Below are 19,948 nucleotides of genomic sequence, written 5' to 3'. Positions count from 1 at the left end.
CGCGGAAGGGGAAGGCGATGATCGGACTTTTCTTCAAGGATCGGACTGCCGCGCTGCGCCAGCGCCACGAGGGCGGCGACCAAGCCGGGTCCACCATGCCCGGGCGCGTCGACCGCTCCGCCGCCGGTCTTGCCGAAGCGTCGCAGCGCATGCGCCGGCGCTGCGAAGACGACCTGGCCTATTTCCTTGCCGCGCGGCGATCTGGCGGCGCGCGGCTGGCCTGACGCAGGGTCGGGTGCGGTCCCGCGGGAGTTCCGGATAGTACGAGTGCGAAATGTATGGGTGGGGCAGGGCCGGGGGCGATCCCGGCCCTTCTTCTTTCCGGGGCGGTCGTCCGTCCGTCGGGCGCCCGGGCCCGTGCGCAGCAAACCGCATCGTCGCCTCTTGCGCGAAAAAAGAATCCGAAGAAAGTTTGAACCTTCTGCCGCGCCCGGCCGACACATGACTGTCACCGGGTTTCAACGTCCTGGTGACAGGGGGCGTGAATTTGGGACCTTGCCGGTTCCTTTTGAGTAAGCGGTGATCTGGTTCTTTCCGGAAGGCTCCCCCCCGTGGTGACGTTGAGCGCGGGTGGGTGAGGGGCAAGCCGGTTGTGAGTGGTGCCCGCGCAAAAACGTCGGTGGTCGGCGCGGGCATGGAGTGTGCCCTGCGTCGACCACTTTCGTTTTTCCGGGATCCGGTCATGGCCGGGTTCCCCGTTCCCTGGGGGGAATACGATGCCAGTACCGCTGCCGACGGCCCAAACCCATCTGCCCACGCCGCTTTTGCGGGCGGCCGCCAGACTTGTTCCAGTCGGGGCAGGAGCCTTCGGCGGATGGCGCATCGCCCTTCCGGGCCGACTTCCGGCTGCGCCCGCCCGCACCGCCGAGCGGCGCCGCCACGAAGCCGCGTTTCGCCGCGACCTCGACTACTTCCTTCGGTCCGCACCGGCCCGAACCTCTGCCGTACAGGAGAACTGAGATGCAGCGCGTGGCCCTTGTCGACGACGATCGAAACATCCTCGCCTCGCTCTCGGTTATGCTTGAAAGCGAAGGCTACGAGGTCGACACCTACAGCGACCCCGAACTGGCCCTGCGCGAAGTGACCCGCCGTCCGCCGGACGTGGCCGTGCTGGACGTGAAGATGCCGCGGATGGATGGCTTCGACCTTCTGCGCAGCATCCGGCTCAGGTCGCAGATGCCGGTCGTCATGCTGTCCTCGGTGTCCGACGAGACCGACATGGTCATGGGCCTTCGCCTTGGCGCGGACGACTATGTGACCAAGCCCTTCTCGCCACGGGTGCTGCTCGAGCGTCTTCGAGCCTGCAGCCGCCGCGCCGAGCGCGACATGACCCTGCACGGGGCCGAGGCGCCCTCGCGCCGGCTGGAATGCGGCCCGCTGGTGATGAACGACGAATGCCATTCGGCCACCTGGGGCGGCAAGCCGCTGCGCCTCACACGCAACGAGTTCCAGGTCCTGCACTTCCTGGCCGAGCGTCCGGGCTATGTCCGCAGCCGTCAGCAGATCCTCGATCTGCTGCATGGCGACGATCTTGAGGTCGACGACCGCACCATCGACACGCAGATCAAGCGGCTGCGCACCAAGCTGCGCGCGGTCGATCCCGAATTCGAGGCGATCGACACGGTCTATGGGGTGGGCTACCGGTTCATGGCGCCGATCACGGCCTAGGCACGGCGATCAGCCTTCGAGAACCAGAAGATGGCTTGAATTCACCCCGAACTCGGCCACCGACCCCGGCGCGGGCGGGGGCGAGCCCGGCTGGTTGAAGGTATCGAGCATGATCCGCCCGCCCGGCACCGAGGCCTGGATGCGGATCACCGATCCCAGGAAATGCACATCCTCGATCCGGCCCGACAGCACAAGGTCATCCTCGCCCGAGCGGCCAAGCCCCAGCACTTCGGGCCGCATGGCGACCGTCGCGCGGTCGGCCGCGACGGGGCGCCCCAGCGTCACCTCGCCGCCGCCCAATCGCAGCCGGCCTGTCGCGCGGTCAAGCACCTCGGCTTCCAGAAGGTTCAGCGTGCCCACGAACTCGGCCACGAAGCGGGTCGAGGGGCGGTTGTAGATCTCGTGCGGCCGGCCCACCTGTTCGGCGATGCCGCCGTTCATCACCACCACCCGATCCGAGATCGACAGCGCCTCTTCCTGGTCGTGGGTGACGAAGATCGTGGTGATCCCCAGCCGCCGCTGGATCGCGCGGATTTCGTCGCGCAGGCTGACGCGGATCTTGGCGTCAAGCGCCGACAGGGGTTCGTCCAGCAGCAGGACCTTGGGCTGCACCGCCAGCGCGCGCGCCAGCGCCACGCGCTGCTGCTGGCCGCCAGACAGCTGGAACGGATAGCGGTCGCCGAACTCGCCAAGGCCGATGAGTTGCAGCATCTCGGTCACGCGCGCCTCGCGCTCGGCCCGGCCGACGCCCTTGATCTTCAGACCGAAGGCCACGTTGTCGGCCACGGCAAGGTTCGGGAACAGCGCATAGGCCTGGAACACCATGCCGATGTTGCGCTGGTTCGGGCGCAGGCCCACCACGTTGCGCCCGTCGATCAGGATGGCGCCGACGCTGGGCGTCTCGAACCCCGCGACCATGCGCAGCACGGTGGTCTTGCCGCAGCCCGACGGCCCCAGCAGCGAAACGAACTCGCCCTCTTCGATGCCAAGGTTGAAATCCTTGACCACACGGTTGGCGCCGAAGGACTTTTCAAGGTTCTGGATGTCGAGGAATGCCATCAGCGGGCGACCCTGTTGTGTTTCTGGAAGCGCGTGACAAGCTGGATCAGCCCCATGCAGCCCCAGGTGATGACGAAGGCGATCACGGCAAGGGCCGACGGCTCGTAGGCCTTGTTGGCGCCGACGATCTGCAGGTAGGGCCCGAAGGCGGGACGGTTCAGCAACGCGGCCATCGTGAATTCGCCCATCACGATCGCGAAGGTGAGGAACGCCCCCGAGAGGACCGCGACCAGGACGTTCGGCAACATGACCTTGGCCAGGATCGTGGCCCAGCCCGCGCCAAGGCTTTGCGCGGCCTCGGTCAACGTGACGACGTCGATGGTGCGCAGCCCGGTGTCGACGGCGCGGTACATGTAGGGCAGTGCCAGCGTGGCATAGCCGAACATCAGAAGCACGTTCGTGCCCATCGTCGTTCCCGTCAGCGGCAGGAAGGACGAGGTGTTGTAAAGCCGGATATAGCCGAACACGATCACGATCGCCGGGATCACCAGCGGCAGAAGTGTGATGAACTCGATCCAAGGCCGCAGCTCGGGCATCCGAAGGCGCACCCAATAGGCCGTGGGCACCACGAGCAGCACCCCGAAGGCGATCGTGACCAGCGCCATCACCACCGAATAGCCCAGCGTCGCGGCGAACTGCGGGTCGGCCAGAACGCTGCGATAGGCGTCGAGCGAATAGACCCCGCGCCGCATCGACAGCGAGAACTCGGTCATCCCCAGAAGCGGCAGAACGAAGAATAGCGCACCGAACAGGACCGCGCCCCAGGCCAGAAAGCGCATCATCTGAGCCACCTCTCAGAGCGCGCGCGCAGCCAGATGTAAAGCGCGTTCGCCGCTCCGGTGATGACGATCATCCCGAAGGCCAGCGCATAGCCAAGCCCGGGCGAACCCAGCACGTCGCCCCGGATCTGGCTGAACAGCAGGATCGGCGCAATGTTGAGCTGCGGCCCGGCCAGCGCGAAGGCCGTGGCGACCGCGCCGAAGGAATTGGCGAAGAGCAGCGCGAAGGTGCCCAGGATCGACGGAAACAGGATCGGCAGCGCGACCATGCGCCAGTACTGGAACCCCGTCGCCCCCAGCACCGACGCGGCCTCGCGCCATTCCCGCTTCAGCCCGTCGAGGGCGGGTGTGATGATCAGGATCATCAGCGGGATCTGGAAGAACAGGTAGGTGATGATCAGGCCGGTGGTCGAGAACAGGTTGAACCCGTAGGCGCGCAGGTTGATCCCGAACTCGGTCCGCAGCCACAGCGTGATCAGGCCCGCGGGGCCGATCGTGGCGATGAAGGCGAAGGCCAGGGGAACGCCGGCGAAGTTGGACGCCACTCCCGAGAAGGTCAGCATGGGCGAGCGCATGGCCTTGGGTAACCCGCCCAGCACCACCGCCGCCGACATCGCGAAGCCGATGAGGCAGCCCAGAAGCGCCGACCAGAAGCTGACCCGGATCGACACCCAGTAGGCATTGCGGATCGTGCGGGTGTTCAGTCCAAGGATGTTGTCGAAGGTGAAGCTTCCGTCCGGCGCCCGAAAGGCGCCGACGACGATGTAAAGGGATGGAAGGATCAGGAAGAAGCCGACGAACAGCAGAAAGGGCGCGACGCCCAGCCAGCGCAGCAGCGATCCTCGGTTCGATGTGGGTGATGGCATCCGGCTGTTCGGGCGTGGGGGAAGGGGTCCGGCGCGGCCCCGAAGGACCGCGCCGGACCTGTCCATCACTCGACCACGGCGGCGCCGACGACCGTGTCCCAGCCGGCCTTCACGCCATCGGCGTTGGCGTTGACCGCGTCGATCGACGGGAAGGCCGCGGCCTCATAGGCCTCGGCGGGCGGAAGGGCGTCCATCAGCTCCTGCGGGATCACGCCGCGCGCGACCATGTCGTTGAAGCGGATCGGGTGGCAGTAGCCCTTGAGCCAGCCAAGCTGGCCCTCGTCGCTGTAGAGATATTCCATCCACAGCTTCGCCGCGTTCGGGTTCGGCGCGTAGGCGCTGATCGCCTGCACGTAGACGCCCGCAAGCACCGCGTCCGACGGCACGACGACCTCGACCGGCGGGTTGCCGGCCAGCGAGTCGCGGGTCGACAGCGCGTTGTAGTCCCACTGGATCACGATGGGCGTGGTGCCCTGGGCCAGGGTGCCGGCCTTGCCGATCACGGGGACGAAGTTGCCGGCCTCGTTCAGCTCCTTGAAGAACTGAAGGCCCGCCTCGGCCGACGCCGCGCCGGGCTCGGCCCCGCGCGCCATGCCGGCGGCCATCACGCCCAGGATCGCCTGGTTCGACGCGCGCGGGTCACCGGCCAGCGCCACCATCCCGGCGTATTCGGGCTTCAGCAGATCCTCGAACGAGGTCGGCACATTCTCGACGAGGTCGGTGTTCACGGCAAATGACATCACGCCGTAGTAGTCGCCGTACCAGTTGCCATCGGCGTCCTTGGCGTCGTCGGGGATCGTGTCCCAGGTCGAGACCTTGTAGGGCTGCAGAAGGCCCTCGGACTGCGCCGCCGGACCGAACGACAGCCCGATGTCAAGCACGTCGGGGGCCTGCGGGCCGGTGTTGCCCTTGTTGGCGCGCACCGCCTCAAGCTCGTCGGCGCTGCCCGCGTCGGGGTTCAGTTCGGTGATTTCGAGGAAGGGGTACTTCGCCTTGAAGCCGGCGATCACCTCGCCGTAGTTGCACCAGCTGTGCGGCAGCGCGATGGTCGAAAGCCGGCCCTCGGCCTGCGCGCCCGCCATAAGCTCGTCCATGCTTTGCGCCATCACGGGCGCCGGCATGGCAAGCGAGGTCGCCACGGCGAGCCCCATCATCGTACGTGTCGTGATCTTGATCATCCCTGTCTCCGTCAGATCGGGCAATGCACGCGCGGGTCATGTGTCCCGCCGTCACGGGATTCTCCCGGGTGCATGCTTCCGCACTCGAAAGCAAATCCTGTTAATCGCACTCCGACAACAGAAAAATGACGTTGCCCCCCCAGGGTGCCCTTTGGGTCCCCCCTACCGCCCGCGCGCGCAGTCCGAAAGCTGTGGACGGCCGTCGCCATTCAGCCCGAAGGCGAGTTCGCACGCCCCGCCCGAGGAGGCGGGGCGGCGCAGCCGCCGGGACCGTCCGTGGCGCTACATCGCGGCGAGAAACAGCGCCTTGGTGTTGACCGCAGTCATCGCGACAGGGTTGCCGCCGACGCTGGGATCTTCCAGCGCCATCGCCGTCAACTCGTCGATGCGCGCGGGGTCGACCCCCATGGCCGCAAGCCCCTTCGGGATGCCCAGCATTGCGTTCAGTTCGTCCACGCGGGCGCAGAACCCCTCGAAGCCGCCGGAAATCCCAAGATAGGCCGCGGCCCGGTCCAGCCGCTCTTCCACCGCCGGGCGATTGAAGCGCAGGACCGCCGGCATCACCACCGCGTTCGTCGTGCCGTGGTGCGTGTTGAAGACCGCGCCCACCGGGTGCGACAGCGCGTGGATCGCGCCAAGACCCTTCTGGAAGGCCACGGCCCCCATCGCGGCGGCCGACATCATGTGCGCCCGCGCCTCGAGGTCGGTGCCATCGGCATAGGCGCGCGGCAGGTAATGGTTCACAAGCCGCATCCCCTCAAGCGCGATGCCCTGGCTCATCGGGTGATAGAAGGGCGAGCAATAGGCCTCGAGGCAATGGGCGAAAGCGTCCATGCCCGTCCCGGCCGTGATCGCCTTGGGCATCCCCACGGTCAGCTCGGGGTCGGCGATGACGACCGTGGGCAGGACCTTCGGGTGGAAGATGATCTTCTTCACATGGGTCTCGGAATTGGTGATGACGCTCGCGCGCCCCACTTCCGAGCCCGTCCCCGCCGTGGTCGGCACAGCCACGATCGGCGCGATGCCCTTGGGATCGGCGCGGGTCCACCAGTCGCCGATATCCTCGAAATCCCACAGCGGCCGGGTCTGGCCCGACATGAAGGCGACCATCTTGGCAAGGTCGAGGCCCGATCCCCCGCCGAAGGCCACGACCCCGTCGTGTCCGCCGGCCTTGTATGCGGCAAGTCCGGCCTCGAGGTTCTTCTCGTTCGGGTTCGGATCGACCTCGGCGAACAGAGCCCGGCCCAAGCCCGCGGCCTCGAGGATATCCAGCGCACGGGTGGTGATCGCCATCGACGCAAGGCCCCGGTCGGTGACCAGCAGCGGGCGCGCGATTCCGGCCTGCGCACAGGCCTGAGGAAGCTCGGCGATTCGGCCCGGCCCGAACTTGATCGCAGTCGGATAGGACCAGTTGGCGGTGGGGATCATGCCTTGACCTTTCTGAGGTGGTAGGATCGCGGCCGCGTGACCGCGTGGTAGCCAAGCGCCGACAGCGACCCGCCGCGCCCGGTGTCCTTGCAGCCGGTCCAGCAGATCGCCGGGTCGAGGTAGTCGGCGCGGTTGAGAAAGACGGTCCCTGTCTCGATCCGCCGGCCAAGGTCCAGCGCGCGCTCGGGGTCCGACGTCCAGAGCGAGGCGGTCAGCCCATAGGGCGAATCGTTCATCAGCTGCAGCGCCTCGTCGTCGTTCTTGACGGGCATGATGCCGACGACGGGGCCGAAGCTTTCCTCGCGCATCACGCGCATCGAATGGTCGACGTTCACCAGGATCTGCGGCATGAGGTAGGCGCCGCCATCGTCTTGTGGGAAGTTCTGCTTCTCGATCAATGGCTTTGCGCCTGCGGCGATGGCTTCGGCCGTCTGCTCGCGCACGGTCTGCGCGAAGCGGGCGTTGGCCATCGGGCCGAGAGTCGTGGACGCGTCGAAGGGATTTCCAAGCGTCAGGTTGTTCACCCAGGCCACGGCCTTGCCCACGAAGTCGTCGAAGTGCGTCTCGTGGACATAGATCCGCTCGATGCCGCAGCAGCATTGCCCGGCGTTGTACATCGCGCCGTCCATCAGCACGTCGACCGCCCAGTCGACGTCGGCGTCCTCCATCACGTATCCCGGGTCCTTGCCGCCCAGTTCCAGCCCCAGCGCCGTGAAGGTGCCGGCCGCTGCGCGCTCGATCGCGGCGCCGCCGGCGACCGACCCGGTGAAGTTGATGAAGCCGAAGGACCGCGCGGCGATCAGCGCCTCGGTTCCGGCATGGTCAAGGACCACGTTCTGGAACACGTCCTCGGGGACGCCGCCGGCGTGGAAGGCCTGCGCCAGCCGTTCGCCCACCACGATCGTCTGGCTGGCATGCTTCAGCATGACCGAATTGCCGGCGATCAGCGCGGGCACGATCGTGTTGATCGACGTCAGATAGGGATAGTTCCAGGGCGCGATGATGAAGACGACGCCCTGCGGCGCGCGTTCGATCCGCCGCTCGAACCGGTCCGAGCTTTCCACGACCATCGGCGCCAGCGCTTCGGCTGCGATCTTCGCCATATAGTCGGTGCGCTCGTTCACGCCGCCGAATTCGCCGCCATAGCGGACCGGGCGGCCCATCTGCCAGGCCAGTTCCTCGACGATGGGGTCGGTCATCGCGTTGAGCGCGGCGACCCCCGCCTTCACGCGGGCGATGCGCTCGTCAAGGGGCAGGGCGGCCCAGGCGGGCTGCGCGGCCTTGGCCCGCGCCGCCGCCGTCGCCGCCGCTTGCGGCGACAGGGCCGGCCGCTCGGCATAGACCCGCCCGTCGACGGGCGAGATGCACTGGATCATCTTGGTCATTGTGGTGTCCTCCGGCCCGCTCGGGGCCCATCTTCACGCGCGTTCGAATCCGCGCTTCACTTCCCAGTCGGTCACGACCCGGTCAAGCTCGGATATCTCCCAAAGCGCGGCGCGATGGTAGTGGTCGACCACCTCGTCGCCGAACGCCGCACGCAGCATGGACGAGCCGTGCAGCGCGCTGGCCGCATCGCGCAAGTTCTTGGGGATCTCGCGGATGCCGGCGCGCTGGTACATGTCACCCGATAGCTCGGGCTCGAGGTCAAGCTTGCGCTCGATCCCGTCAAGGCCCGCGGCCAGAAGGGCCGCCAGCGCCAGATACGGGTTCAGGTCGGCCCCTCCGACGCGGCATTCGACCCGGATGCCCTTGGTGTCGGCGCCGCAGACCCGGTAGCCGGCGGTGCGGTTGTCGGTCGACCAGACGGCCTTCGTCGGCGCGAACATGCCTACGCAGAAGCGCTTGTAGCTGTTGACGTAGGGCGCAAGGAAATACGTGGTCTCGGAGGCGTGGGCCAGAAGCCCCGCCATGTAGTGCCGCATCGTGGCCGACATGCCGTGCGGGGCGCTTTCATCAAGGAACGCAGGCTTGCCACCGGACCAGAGCGACTGGTGGACGTGGCTCGACGATCCCGCCCGGTCGGTGCGGTACTTGGCCATGAAGGTCAGCGCCCGCCCATGCTGGTTGGCGATCTCCTTGCAGGCGTTCTTGGTGATCGCGTGCATGTCCGCGGTATCAAGCGCATCCGAATAGCGGATGTTGATCTCTTCCTGGCCGGCCTCGGCCTCGCCCTTGGAATTCTCGACGGGGATGCCCGCGCCGTAAAGCCCGTTGCGGATCGCCCGCATCACGCCCTCTTCCTTGGACGTGCCCATGATCGAATAGTCGATGTTATAGCGCGCCAGCGTCTGCATGCCGTGATAGCCGGCGTCGAAAAGCTGATCGAAGGACTGCTCGAACAGGAAGAACTCCAGTTCGGTGGCCATCATCGGCTCGAAGCCCATGGCGCGGGCGCGCGCGATCTGGCGCTTGAGGACCGTGCGGGGCGCGTGGGCGATTTCCTCGTGCGTGTGATGGTCCAGCACGTCGCACATCACCATCGCCGTGCCCGGCAGCCAGGGCACCCGGCGCAGCGTGCTCAGGTCGGGCTTGTGGACATAGTCGCCATAGCCCTTTTCCCAGCTTGTCGCGGCATAGCCCTGGACCGTGATCATCTCGATGTCGGTGGCCAGAAGGTAGTTGCAGCCATGCGTTTCCTCGTGTCCGCCATTCACGAAATGCGCGGCGTGAAAGCGCTTGCCCATGAGCCGCCCCTGCATGTCCACGATGCAGGTCAGCACCGTGTCGATCTCGCCCGCGGCGACGGCGGCCTTGAGTTCGTCGAAGGTCAGATTGGCAGGCATGGACGGTGTCTTTCGTTCTGGCCGCATGCGCGGCGGGTCGTCGGATACGGGACGGGGCGCCGCGAAGCGCCCCGCCCGGTGTTATAACAGCGGCTCAGCGGTAGGGATAGCCCGCCGCTTCCTGGTTCGCCGCATACTGCTTGAAGATGTCGACCACCCGGCCCGCGCGCGGGCTCGAGGCGGCGATCTCGTCCCAGAAACCGCTGGCGTCGGCGACAACCTGTCCCCATTCCTCTTGCGGGATCGAGGTCAGTTCCATCTTCTCGCCCTCGACGCGCAGCTTGGCCTCGCCGCCCCAGTACCAGACGTTCCGGTAGTAGTGGGACTGGTCGATCGTCGAGCGGAAAAGCTGCTGAAGATGCGGCGGCACCTTGTTCCAGCTTTCGGTGTTGGCGAAGTAGCTGCCGAACCATGCGCCCGTGACCGAGTTCGTGAGCGCGTAGTTGCAGACGTCGGCCCAGCCCACCTCGTAGGCTTCGGTGAAGCCGCACCAGGCCACGCCGTCAAGCTCGCCCGTGCGCATGGCGACTTCCACGTCGTCCCACGGCACGGTGACAGGGATCAGGCCATACTTGCTGAGGAACCGCCCGGCGGTCGGCACGCCGAAAACGCGCAGGCCGTTCATGTCTGCCAGGCTGCGGATCGGCTTGTCGACGGTGAAGATGTGCAGCGGATCCCAGGCGCCGGTCGACAGCCAGGTGACGTTGTCGACCTCGTCGTAGGCTTCCTTCCAGATCTCGTCGAGGCCGTAGTACATGAACATCGACGCCACATCGAGGCTGTAGCGCGTGGCGAAGGGGAAGTAGCCGCCGAAGACGCTGATGTCGACGGGCGAGGCCATCGTCGCCTCGTCCGACTGCACCGCATCGACCGTGCCGTTCTGCAGCGCGCGGAACAGCTCGGCCGTGGGCACAAGCTGGTCGGCGTAGTACAGCTCGATCTCCATCTCGCCGTTCGCGGCGGCGTTGAACGCCTCGATCTGCGGCAGGATCACATGGGCGCCCAGCGGCGCGCCCGAATAGGTCTGAAGCCGCCAGCGGATCGGCGCCTGGGCCTTCACGATTGCGGGCGCCGCCAGCATCGATGTGGCTGCGGCCGCCCCGCCAAGCCCTGCCCTCTGCAGGAACTTCCGGCGGGTGGCCAGGATCGCCTCGGAGGGCGAGGGTTTCTTGATCTGATCGGACATGGTCGTCACTCCTCTGTTGCGGATTGCGGCCTCTGGGGGGCCTTTTGGGTCTGGTCGCTCGACATCATCACCTCACGTTCAACGTCTGGGGCAGCCACAGCGCGATCTGCGGGAACATCATCACCAGCGCGATCGTCAGCGCCATCATTATCACGAAGGGCCAGATCGACCGGTAGATGTCGACCAGCGTGATCTCCTTCGGGGCAAGGCCGCGCATCAGGAACAGGTTATAGCCGAAGGGCGGCGTGATGTAGGCGATCTGGCAGGTCATCGTGTAGAGGATGCCGAACCAGATCATCTGCCCGTCGATGCCAAGGTCAAGCCGGTCGACCAGCGGCACGTAAAGCGGCGCCACGATCACCAGCATCGCCGTGTCGTCGAGGAACATCCCCATCACGATGAAGCTGGCCATCATCAGGGCGATGGTCTGCCAGGGCGTCAGTTCCCAGTTGGTGATGAAGACGTTCTCGATCGCGCGGACCGCGCCGATGCCGTCGAACACCGCCGAAAAGGCCAGCGCCGCAAGGATGAGCCACAGGAACATGCACGAGATCGCAAGCGTCTTCTTCGCGGTCTCGTGGATCATCGCGCGGCTGACGCGTCCCTTCCACCAGGCCGCCAGCGTCGCCGCCGTCGCGCCCACGGCCGAGCTTTCGACCAGACTGGTGAAACCCATCACGAACAGGCCCGTCATCGTGAAGAAGATGGCGAAGGGAATGATCCCGGCCCGCAGAAGCGCCAGCTTCTCGGACAGGGGCATCGACAGTTCCTCGTCCGACAGGGCGGGGGCAAGCGCGGGGTTCGCCTTCACGCGGACATAGATGTAAAGGCAGAACAGCGTCGCCATCAGAAGCCCCGGGCCAACGCCCGCAAGCCAAAGCTGGCTGACAGGTTCGCGCGCGATCACGCCGTAAAGCACCATGACGACGGACGGCGGGATCAGGATGCCCAGCGACGAGCCGCCCTGCACGACCCCGGTGATCAGCACCTTGTCGTAGCCGCGCCGCAACATCTCGGGCAGCGCGATGGCCGACCCGATCGCCATGCCCGCGACCGACAGCCCGTTCATCGCCGAGATGATGACCATCAACAGGATCGTCCCGATGGCCAGGCCGCCCGCGAACTTGCCGAACCAGACGTGCAGCATCCGGTACAGATCTTCGGCGATGCCCGATTCCGACAGCACGTAGCCCATGTAGATGAACAGGGGCAGCGTCAGCATCGGGAACCAGTTGAACAGCTTGAACGTGGCGTTGAACGGCATCTCGATGCCGCCCGTCCCATACAGAAGAAGCGCCGCTCCCGCCGCCACGAAGCCCACCGCCGCGAAGACGCGCTGGCCCGTCAGCATCAGCGACAGCATCGACAGGAACATCAGCCCCGCGATGAGCTCGTAACTCACGGGCGACGCTCCTCGTGATGGGCCAGCAGGTTCTCGGACGGATCGACCGGCGTCGACAGCGGCTCGCCCCGCAACGCGGCCCAGTGCTTGAAGAACAGCGAGATCGTCTGAAGCAGCATCAGCACGATGCAGGCGACCATGAGCGACTTGATCGGGATCATCGACGGGTTCCACAGCGAGAACCGCCGCTCGTCCGTCTCGATGGCGTATTGCAGGCTCGAGATCGAGCCCCAGAGCATCACGCAAAGGTAAAAGCCAAGGCAGGCGACGGTGACCAGGTCCATCCGGTCACGGCCGCGCGGCGACAGGTGCGAATAGATCAGGTCCATGCGCACATGATCGTCGTTCTTCAACGTCATGGCCCCGCCCATGAAGTAATAGGCCGCCAGCGTGAACTGCGCGAACTCGACGCACCAGTGCAGCGGGATGTGGACGACGTTGCGCGTGATCGCATCCAATAGCAGGACCGCGATCATCAGGAAGATCAGGTACATCGCGATCAGCCCGATCCAGTCGGCGATCCTGTCCATGATCCGCACATAGGCCCTGATCGCGCCTGGCATGGTCAGCCCGTCTCCGTTCGTCTGGGCGCGCCGACCGCTGTCATTGCACCGTCACCCCCGCCGACGACAGTGCCGTCGCCAGCCGCCCCTCGGGCCTTGCGTCCGACACAAGCACATCGATTTCATCGAGTCGACAGACTCTGAACGCCGCGCGGCGTCCGAATTTCTGCGAGTTGCACAGGACGACGGCAGTCTTGGCCTGACCGATCATCGCGCGGGCGACCTGCGCTTCGTCAAAATCCGCGTCCATCGCGCCGCCGTCGGGGTCAAGCGCTGCGACCGTGATCACCGCGTGATCGGCCTGGAAGCGGCCGACCTGCTCGATCACCAGCGGGCCCACCGTCTCGGCGCTGTCGGCCCCGAACGCGCCGCCCAGCAGGAAGACCCGGGCGCGGCCAGGCTGTTCGCCAAGACGCTGGGCGATGCGCACCGAATTGGTGATGACGGTCAGCCCCTCGCGCGCGGCCAGCGCCTCGGCGCAGGCCAGGGTCGTGGTGCCGGTGTCGATGAAGATCGTGTCGCCGTCTTCGACGATGCCGGCCAGCTTGCGCGCGATCTCGGCCTTTTCGGCGGAATGCTCGTAAAGCCGGTCGCGGAAGCTGCCCTCGGTGTGCAGCTTGAGCCGCCGCGCCGCGCCGCGGACCTTGTGCAGCGCGCCGGTGCTGGCCAGTTCCTGAAGGTCGCGGCGGATCGTCTCGTGCGAGACCTCGAAGCTGCGTGCCAGATCCTCGACCGCCGCCTCGCCGTCGCGGCTGACGATCTCGAGTATCCGCGCCTGTCTGTCCCTGGGCTTCACCCGTATCCCCCTGTCGCGCCGCAGTGCATCCCGACGGACATGACCGTGTCAACAGTTTTCCGGCGTGATATTGACCGAATGACCGGATTTCAGGCGGGAAATTGACCGATCGGCCGCGCCATGCAATTGTCCGGCCAAGGGCCGCCCCGGATGCCGGGGCGGCAGAGACGGCGGGAGCATGCAGACCACCTCTCCAGCAGGCGAAGGGCCGTTCGACGTCGCCGTGATCGGCGGCGGCGTGATCGGCTGCGCGCTGGCGCGCAAATACGCCCTTGAAGGCGCGCGGGTCGTTCTGCTCGAAAAGGCCGCCGATATCCTCGATGGCGCCTCGAAGGGCAACAGCGCGATCCTGCACACCGGGTTCGACGCGCCCCCCGGATCGGTCGAGGCCGCCTGCATCACCGAAGGCTATGCCGAATACCTGTCGATCCGCGACCGCCTGAACCTGCCGCTTCTGCGGACCGGCGCGCTTGTCCTTGCCTGGACCGAGGATCAGGAGGCGACGCTGCCCGACCTCATCGCGCAGGCGCGACAAAACGGCGTGGACGATGTCGAACCGCTGACCCGCGCGCAGACGCTTGCCCTGGAACCCGGCCTTGCGCCGGGCGTCCGGGCCAGCTTCCGCGTGCCGTGCGAATACGTCATCGACCCGTGGTCGGCGCCGCTGGCCTACCTGGCGCAGGCCCTGGCCCACGGGGCCGAGGTGCGCCGGGGCTGCGCTGTCACCGGCGGTGCCTTCGAGGGCGGCGAATGGACGCTTCGCACAACGCGCGGAGACCTGCGCGCCCGCCTTGTCGTGAACGCTGCGGGCCTTTACGGCGACCGCCTGGACGAGGTGCTGATCGGCCGACGCGACTTCACCATCCGTCCGCGCAAGGGCCAGTTCGTCGTCTACGACAAGCCCGCCTTCGGTCTTGTCCGCCACATCCTGTTGCCGGTGCCCACGAAGATCACCAAGGGCGTCGTCGTCTGCCCGACCGCCTTCGGCAACCTGCTGGTCGGTCCCACGGCCGAGGATCAGGACGACCGCGACCGCGCTGGCCTTGACGCCGATGCCCTGGCTGGCCTGCGCGCGAGGGGCGAAGAGATCTTGCCCGCGCTGAAGCATCACGAGGTCACGGCGATCTACGCCGGCTTGCGCCCCGCGACGGAATTCAAGGACTACTGCATCCGCCTGCACGAGGGTCTGAACTATGTCACCGTGGGCGGCATCCGGTCCACCGGGCTGAGCTCGGCCCTGGGCACGGCGGCCCATGTCTTTCGCCTGACCGCCACCGCGGGCCACGGCTATGCCCCGCCGGAGATGCTGCATTGGCCCCGCGTCCCGAACATCAGCGAGGCCGCCCCGCGCGACTGGCAGGCGCCCGGCCACGGCGGCATCCTGTGCCAGTGCGAACTGGTCACGCGGCGCGAGATCGCGGCCGCGCTTGACGGCCCCCTTGGCGCGCGCAGCCTTGCGGGGTTGAAGCGCCGCACTCGCGTCACCATGGGCCGCTGCCAGGGGTTCCACTGCACCGCCGGGCTGGCCGAGATGACGCAGGGCGTCTTCGACGCGCCCCTCGCCGAGGCGCTGCCGCATGGCTGATCCCGTCTCCGCCCTGCCGGCCGAGGCCGACGTGGTGATCGTCGGTGGCGGGCCGGCGGGGCTTGCGGCGGCGGCCGAGCTGAAGGCGCTGGGCGTAAGCTCGGTTCTTGTGCTGGAACGCGACCTCGAGGCCGGCGGCGTGCCGCGCTTTTGCGGGCATTCGCCCTATGGCCTGCGCGAGTTTCGCCGCCTCCTGCGCGGCCCGGCCTATGCCCGGGCGCTGGCGGCGGCGGCGAGGCAGGCCGGGGCCGACATCCGCACCGGCGTCATGGTCGTGGCACTTCATCCCGGCCCGGTCCTGACCGTCACCTCGGACGCGGGCGAGGCGCGAATCGCGGCCCGCGCCGTTCTTCTGGCGACCGGCGTGCGCGAGACGCCGCGCGCCGCCCGCCTGATCGGCGGCACCAAGCCCGGCGGCGTCATGGTGACGGGCGCGCTGCAAAGCCTGGTCTATGGCGCGGGCCTGCGCCCGTTCCGCGCGCCGGTGATCCTCGGGACCGAGCTTGTGGCTTTCTCGGCGCTTCTCACCTGCCGCCACGCCGGCATCCGCCCCGTCGCGATGGTCGATCCGGGCACGCGGGTCACCGCGCGCCAGCCCGCCCCGGCGCTGCCGCGTCTTCTGGGCGTGCCGCTGCGGCTGTCCACCGGGATCGCGGCGATCGAGGGCCGTGACCGGGTCGAGGCGGTGGTGCTGTCCACGCCCAAGGGTCCCGAACGCCTTGCCGCCGACGGCGTGGTCGTGACCGGCCAGTTCCGTCCCGAAGCCTTCCTGCCCCGCGCCGGAGGCCTTGCGGTCGATCCCGGCACCGGCGGTCCCGAGGTCGACGAAGGCGGACGCTGCTCCGAGCCGGGCTACTACGCCGCCGGCAATCTTCTGCGCCCGGTGGAAACCGCGGGCTGGTGCTGGGCCGAAGGCCGCGCCGTCGCCCGCGTCATCGCGCGCGATCTTGCCGAGGGCGCCGCGCCGCGCGGAACCCGCATCGGCGTGGCCGGACTGAAATACGCCCTTCCACAACGGCTGAGCGGGCAGGGCGCGCCCGCCCTTCGGCAGTTCCAGATCCGGGCCGACCATGGCGCCCACGGTCGGCTTGGGCTGCGCGTCGACGGGCACGAGATCGCCGGGCGCCGCCTTTCGGTCCTTCCTGAACGGCGGCTGACGCTGCCGTTGCCGGCACCGGGCGGCCGCGTCGATGTCGTCTTCGAGGAAGGATAGCCCATGCGCGTTCTCGCCGTCGATCAGGGCACGACCAGCACCCGCGCCGTCCTTGTCGATGACGCCGGCCGCGCCGAGGTGGTCGCCGCGATCCCCCACCGCCAGATCTATCCCCGTCCTGGTTGGGTCGAACATGACCCGGACGAGCTTCTGGCCAACGTCGCCTCGGCCGTGGCGCTGGCCGGCGACGCGCGCGCGGTCGGCATCGATAACCAGGGCGAAAGCTGCCTCGCGTGGAGCCGCCGCAGCGGCCGCCCGGTCAGCCCGGTGATCGTCTGGCAGGATGAACGCACGGCCGACGACTGCGCGCGGCTGCGTGCCGCGGGGGCCGAGGCGCTGACGCTGGCGCGCGCGGGGCTGCCGCTCGATCCCTATTTCTCGGCCTCGAAACTGGGCTGGCTCCTGCGCGAGGTCCCCGAGGCCCAGCGCCTTGCCGCCAGCGGGGACCTTTGCCTTGGCACCACCGACGCCTTCTTCCGCCACCGCCTGACGGGGCGGTTCGAGACCGACGCGGCCACCGCCTCGCGCACCTCGCTCATGTCTCTGGCCACCTGTGCCTGGGACGCCGAGCTCTGCGCGCTTTTCGGCGTGCCGGTCGAGGCGCTGCCACGCATCACCGCGACCTCGGGTGACCTGGGCGAGATCGGCGACCGCGGGCTGCCGCTGTCGGCCAGCATCGTCGACCAGCAGGCCGCGCTGCGCGGTCACGGCTGCGCCGACCGCGGCGCGGCCAAGATCACCTTCGGCACCGGGGCCTTCGTGCTGGCCGTGGCCGGCCCCGACCTGCCCCTGGCGCAGGGCGGCCCGCTGCCCACCGTCGCCTGGATGGGCGCGGACGGGCGGCCGGTCTATGCGCTGGACGGCGGGGTTCATGCCGCGGCCGCCGCCTTGAACTGGGCGCGCGGCCTGGGGCTGTTTTCCGACTGGGACGAGATCGCGGGTTTCGACCGCCCGCCCGCCATCTCGCGCGGGCTGGCCTTCGTGCCGGCACTCGCCGGGCTGGCCTGCCCGCACTGGGATCGCGCCGCCAAGGGCGCCTGGATGGGGATGACGCTGGATGCCGGGCCGCGCGATCTGGTGCAGGCGGTGCTCGAAGGTGTGGCCTTCCGCACGGCCGAGGTCGTGGCGGCGATGGAGGTCGCGGTGCCCATCGCGGCGCCGGTCTCGATCGACGGCGGGATGACCCGCAACCGCTGGTTCTGCCAGTTCCTCGCCGACGCTCTGGGGCGCGAGGTGCTGGTTTCGGACGAGCCCGAGCTGACCGCCCTGGGCACCGCCATCCTGGCCGCCGAAGGCATCGGCGCGGCCATCGGGCGGCGGCCCGGCGGCGTCCGGCTTTCGCCCCGGCCCGTGCCGCCCGGCTGGGCCGCGACCTTCACCGAAGCCCGCGCCGCCGTGCAGGCCTTCGGCGCCCGTGCACGCGGCGCGGAAGCGGCCGCCTCCTAACCCGCCAGCCGCCGGGCGGCGCCGACCGAGACCTCGCGCCCGGTGATCCGGCTTTCCACGGCGGCGAAGGCCAGCGCGAGCGAGCGCAGGTTCTCGCGCGCGCCGTTGACGGGCTCGCGCCCATCTTCGATGGCGCACAGAAGCTCGCCCATCGCGCCGCGGAAACCGTCGTTGAACCAGGTGCCCTCCAGCGCCGGCCGGGCGATCCCCGCGGCCGTGGTCAGCGTGACCGCCTGCACGCCAAGATCCGATCCGTCGGACTGCAGGCTGCCGGCGGTTCCACCCACGAAGGTCGTGTCGCGGGGACCCTGTGACACCGCCCCGTCGAAAACGAGCGAAGCCTGCCCGCCGTCGATCCGCACCAGGGCCTGCGCCATGAGCGGCACCTTGTTCGACTGCCCGCGCGCACGCGCCGAGGTGGCGAAGACGGCCTCGACCCGGGGGCCGACAAGCGAATTGAGGAAGTCGAACCAATGCACGCCGAAGTCGTAAAGGATCAGGTCCTCGATCGCGTCGAAGGGCGTTCCGGCGGTCCAGCCGTGGTCCCAGTGCACAAGCGTATGGGCCGAGATCACCTCGCCCACATGGCCCGCGCGCACGGCCTCGCGCATCCAGGCCATGTGCGGCGCCCAGCGGCCGTTCTGGTTCACGGCAAGCCGAAGCCCCTTGTCGTCGGCCAGCTTCACAAGGTCCTCGCCCACGCCGAGGTCGGTGACGAAGGGCTTCTGGCTCAGGACGTGCTTGCCCGCGGTCAGCGCGGCGCGGATGATCTCGGTCCGGTGCTCGGGGTGCAGCGTGATATCCACGACGTCGATCCCGGGGTCGGCCAGGATCGCCCGCCAGTCGTCCTCGACCCGCGCGCCGGGGCAATAGTCGGCCGCCTTGGCCTCGGCCTTGGCGCGGGTGCGGTTCCACAGCGCGGCGACGTGCCACCCGGCCGTCCGGTAGGCGTCAAGGTGGCTTGCCGAGATGCCGCCTGTGCCGATCATGCCGATCCCGGGGCGATAGGATCTGGGCATCGGCGGGCGATAGGGCAGATCCGGGGCCGGGATCTCGGGCAGGGCGGCGGATTTCAGGGCGTAGGTGTCGGTGTCGGCGGCGTCCGATGTCATGGCAAAAGCTCCAGCCTGCGGGTCGCTGCCGCGGTTTCGGCAGCGTGGTCGACAATGCGCAACGCGCGGTGCCGCGGCGTGAGGTCAGGCGGGCCACCGATCGCCTGTCCCCGGGGTGCGGTGGCCCGGCGCGCCGCCGACGCCGTTGCGCCGCCCCTCAGGCAGGGGATCGGCACGGGCATGGCGTCAGACCTGGATCTGGATGCGCCCGTCCGCGACCCGGGCGGGGTAGGTGGCAAGGTTGACGCAGGCCGGCGTGCGCAGCGCCTCGCCCGTCTTGTAGTTGAAGCGGCCGTTGTGCTTGGGGCACTCGATCACGTCATCCATGACCAGCCCGCCGGCAAGGTACACCTGTTCGTGCGTGCACAGGCCGTCGGTCGCGAAGACCTCGCCCTCCATCGAGCGATAGATCGCGAACGTGCGGCCGCCGTGATCGAAGCGCAGGACATCCTCGAGATCGATTTCTTCTTCGTCGCAGACGTCGACCCAGTCGGTCATGCCTGTCCTTCCCCGCCGTGTCGTCGGCCCGCGTCGTGGCGCGCCGATGCCCCGTTTCAGCCCCGTCGAGTTCGTCCGAGTCGCGCGGCGCTGTCAATCCGGTTTCGATGGGTTTTGACGAAGTCGGGCGGTGCGGGCGACCGGCGAAGCCCGGCATATCTTGCAGAAAAGCCATGTGGTCTGGGTCGGCCCGAGATCGGGAACACCTCAAAACCACTCAATAACGGCACCCTACGCCTCCCGTCCTTGCACGTGCCGCAGGTGAAGCCCGCATCGGGGTCCAGACCGACGCCTGCGCCATGACCGCACGCCCGCAGCGCATCCGGCAGGGGACCCGTCCCGCCGGTGGAAGGCCCGAGCACGCTTGATCTTCGGGCGATTTTCCC

General features: G+C 68.2%; 18 protein-coding genes. 5 read left to right on the top strand and 13 right to left on the bottom strand.

Translation table 11 applies throughout. The annotated features are described in order from the left end of the window. Nucleotides 1-17 precede the first annotated feature (17 nt). Nucleotides 18-224 (top strand): hypothetical protein, encoded by a 207-nt coding sequence (locus tag ACRDNQ_RS15685; protein WP_431829628.1) that lies wholly within the window; start codon nucleotides 18-20, stop codon nucleotides 222-224. A 736-nt stretch (nucleotides 225-960) separates the two neighbouring features. Further along, nucleotides 961-1,668 carry a response regulator transcription factor gene (locus ACRDNQ_RS15680; RefSeq protein ID WP_431829627.1) on the top strand — a complete coding sequence of 236 codons (708 nt, stop codon included), beginning with the start codon at nucleotides 961-963 and terminating at the stop codon, nucleotides 1,666-1,668. A 9-nt stretch (nucleotides 1,669-1,677) separates the two neighbouring features. On the opposite strand, the gene ACRDNQ_RS15675 is transcribed toward ACRDNQ_RS15680, so the two are convergent. The 11 genes from ACRDNQ_RS15675 to ACRDNQ_RS15625 form a co-directional block, all read right to left on the bottom strand. After that, nucleotides 1,678-2,727: an ABC transporter ATP-binding protein gene (locus ACRDNQ_RS15675; RefSeq protein ID WP_431829626.1), complete on the bottom strand. Its 1,050-nt coding sequence runs from the start codon at nucleotides 2,725-2,727 to the stop codon at nucleotides 1,678-1,680. Then, nucleotides 2,727-3,509, bottom strand: a complete 783-nt coding sequence (locus ACRDNQ_RS15670; RefSeq protein ID WP_431829625.1) for an ABC transporter permease — start codon at nucleotides 3,507-3,509, stop codon at nucleotides 2,727-2,729. Before ACRDNQ_RS15670 ends, ACRDNQ_RS15675 begins: the two co-directional genes overlap by 1 nt. Beyond that, the gene (locus ACRDNQ_RS15665) at nucleotides 3,506-4,372 is read right to left on the bottom strand and encodes an ABC transporter permease (protein WP_431829624.1); all 867 of its coding nucleotides are present in this window, start codon (nucleotides 4,370-4,372) and stop codon (nucleotides 3,506-3,508) included. The genes ACRDNQ_RS15670 and ACRDNQ_RS15665 overlap by 4 nt, the downstream gene beginning before the upstream one ends. A gap of 65 nt (nucleotides 4,373-4,437) precedes the next feature. Beyond that, nucleotides 4,438-5,550 carry an ABC transporter substrate-binding protein gene (locus tag ACRDNQ_RS15660; RefSeq protein WP_431829623.1) on the bottom strand — a complete coding sequence of 371 codons (1,113 nt, stop codon included), beginning with the start codon at nucleotides 5,548-5,550 and terminating at the stop codon, nucleotides 4,438-4,440. A gap of 282 nt (nucleotides 5,551-5,832) precedes the next feature. After that, nucleotides 5,833-6,978, bottom strand: coding sequence for an iron-containing alcohol dehydrogenase (locus tag ACRDNQ_RS15655; protein WP_431829622.1), 1,146 nt, complete (start codon nucleotides 6,976-6,978; stop codon nucleotides 5,833-5,835). Beyond that, nucleotides 6,975-8,363, bottom strand: coding sequence for an aldehyde dehydrogenase family protein (locus tag ACRDNQ_RS15650; protein ID WP_431829621.1), 1,389 nt, complete (start codon nucleotides 8,361-8,363; stop codon nucleotides 6,975-6,977). The genes ACRDNQ_RS15655 and ACRDNQ_RS15650 overlap by 4 nt, the downstream gene beginning before the upstream one ends. 33 nt (nucleotides 8,364-8,396) lie before the next feature. Continuing rightward, entirely contained in the window at nucleotides 8,397-9,761 is a 1,365-nt protein-coding gene (locus tag ACRDNQ_RS15645; protein WP_431829620.1) for a glutamine synthetase family protein, read from the bottom strand. A gap of 94 nt (nucleotides 9,762-9,855) precedes the next feature. Next, nucleotides 9,856-10,905 (bottom strand): twin-arginine translocation signal domain-containing protein, encoded by a 1,050-nt coding sequence (locus ACRDNQ_RS15640; protein ID WP_431829807.1) that lies wholly within the window; start codon nucleotides 10,903-10,905, stop codon nucleotides 9,856-9,858. 109 nt (nucleotides 10,906-11,014) lie between these two features. Next, nucleotides 11,015-12,349: a TRAP transporter large permease gene (locus ACRDNQ_RS15635; RefSeq protein ID WP_431829619.1), complete on the bottom strand. Its 1,335-nt coding sequence runs from the start codon at nucleotides 12,347-12,349 to the stop codon at nucleotides 11,015-11,017. Further along, nucleotides 12,346-12,912 carry a TRAP transporter small permease subunit gene (locus ACRDNQ_RS15630; RefSeq protein ID WP_431829618.1) on the bottom strand — a complete coding sequence of 189 codons (567 nt, stop codon included), beginning with the start codon at nucleotides 12,910-12,912 and terminating at the stop codon, nucleotides 12,346-12,348. The genes ACRDNQ_RS15635 and ACRDNQ_RS15630 overlap by 4 nt, the downstream gene beginning before the upstream one ends. 40 nt (nucleotides 12,913-12,952) lie before the next feature. Beyond that, nucleotides 12,953-13,708: a DeoR/GlpR family DNA-binding transcription regulator gene (locus tag ACRDNQ_RS15625; RefSeq protein ID WP_431829617.1), complete on the bottom strand. Its 756-nt coding sequence runs from the start codon at nucleotides 13,706-13,708 to the stop codon at nucleotides 12,953-12,955. A 178-nt stretch (nucleotides 13,709-13,886) separates the two neighbouring features. Here ACRDNQ_RS15625 and ACRDNQ_RS15620 point away from each other — a divergent pair, with 178 nt between their 5' ends. From ACRDNQ_RS15620 to ACRDNQ_RS15610, 3 genes are read left to right on the top strand one after another with little or no spacing between them, the layout of a single operon-like run. Next, nucleotides 13,887-15,293 carry an NAD(P)/FAD-dependent oxidoreductase gene (locus ACRDNQ_RS15620; RefSeq protein ID WP_431829616.1) on the top strand — a complete coding sequence of 469 codons (1,407 nt, stop codon included), beginning with the start codon at nucleotides 13,887-13,889 and terminating at the stop codon, nucleotides 15,291-15,293. Further along, nucleotides 15,286-16,506 (top strand): FAD-dependent oxidoreductase, encoded by a 1,221-nt coding sequence (locus ACRDNQ_RS15615; protein WP_431829615.1) that lies wholly within the window; start codon nucleotides 15,286-15,288, stop codon nucleotides 16,504-16,506. The genes ACRDNQ_RS15620 and ACRDNQ_RS15615 overlap by 8 nt, the downstream gene beginning before the upstream one ends. Nucleotides 16,507-16,509: 3 nt before the next feature. Continuing rightward, nucleotides 16,510-17,952, top strand: a complete 1,443-nt coding sequence (locus ACRDNQ_RS15610) for an FGGY family carbohydrate kinase (RefSeq protein ID WP_431829614.1) — start codon at nucleotides 16,510-16,512, stop codon at nucleotides 17,950-17,952. Here ACRDNQ_RS15610 and ACRDNQ_RS15605 read toward each other — a convergent pair. Next, nucleotides 17,949-19,064, bottom strand: a complete 1,116-nt coding sequence (locus tag ACRDNQ_RS15605; RefSeq protein ID WP_431829613.1) for a Gfo/Idh/MocA family protein — start codon at nucleotides 19,062-19,064, stop codon at nucleotides 17,949-17,951. The two genes, ACRDNQ_RS15610 and ACRDNQ_RS15605, sit on opposite strands and share 4 nt — an antisense overlap. 186 nt (nucleotides 19,065-19,250) lie before the next feature. Further along, nucleotides 19,251-19,562: a MocE family 2Fe-2S type ferredoxin gene (locus ACRDNQ_RS15600; RefSeq protein ID WP_431829612.1), complete on the bottom strand. Its 312-nt coding sequence runs from the start codon at nucleotides 19,560-19,562 to the stop codon at nucleotides 19,251-19,253. Nucleotides 19,563-19,948 lie beyond the last annotated feature (386 nt).

This window comes from Saliniferula longa, assembly GCF_050789285.1.
In the GTDB taxonomy this organism is placed as follows: Bacteria; Pseudomonadota; Alphaproteobacteria; order Rhodobacterales; family Rhodobacteraceae; genus CAVPWP01.
This window is presented reverse-complemented; position numbering and strand designations above follow the sequence as displayed.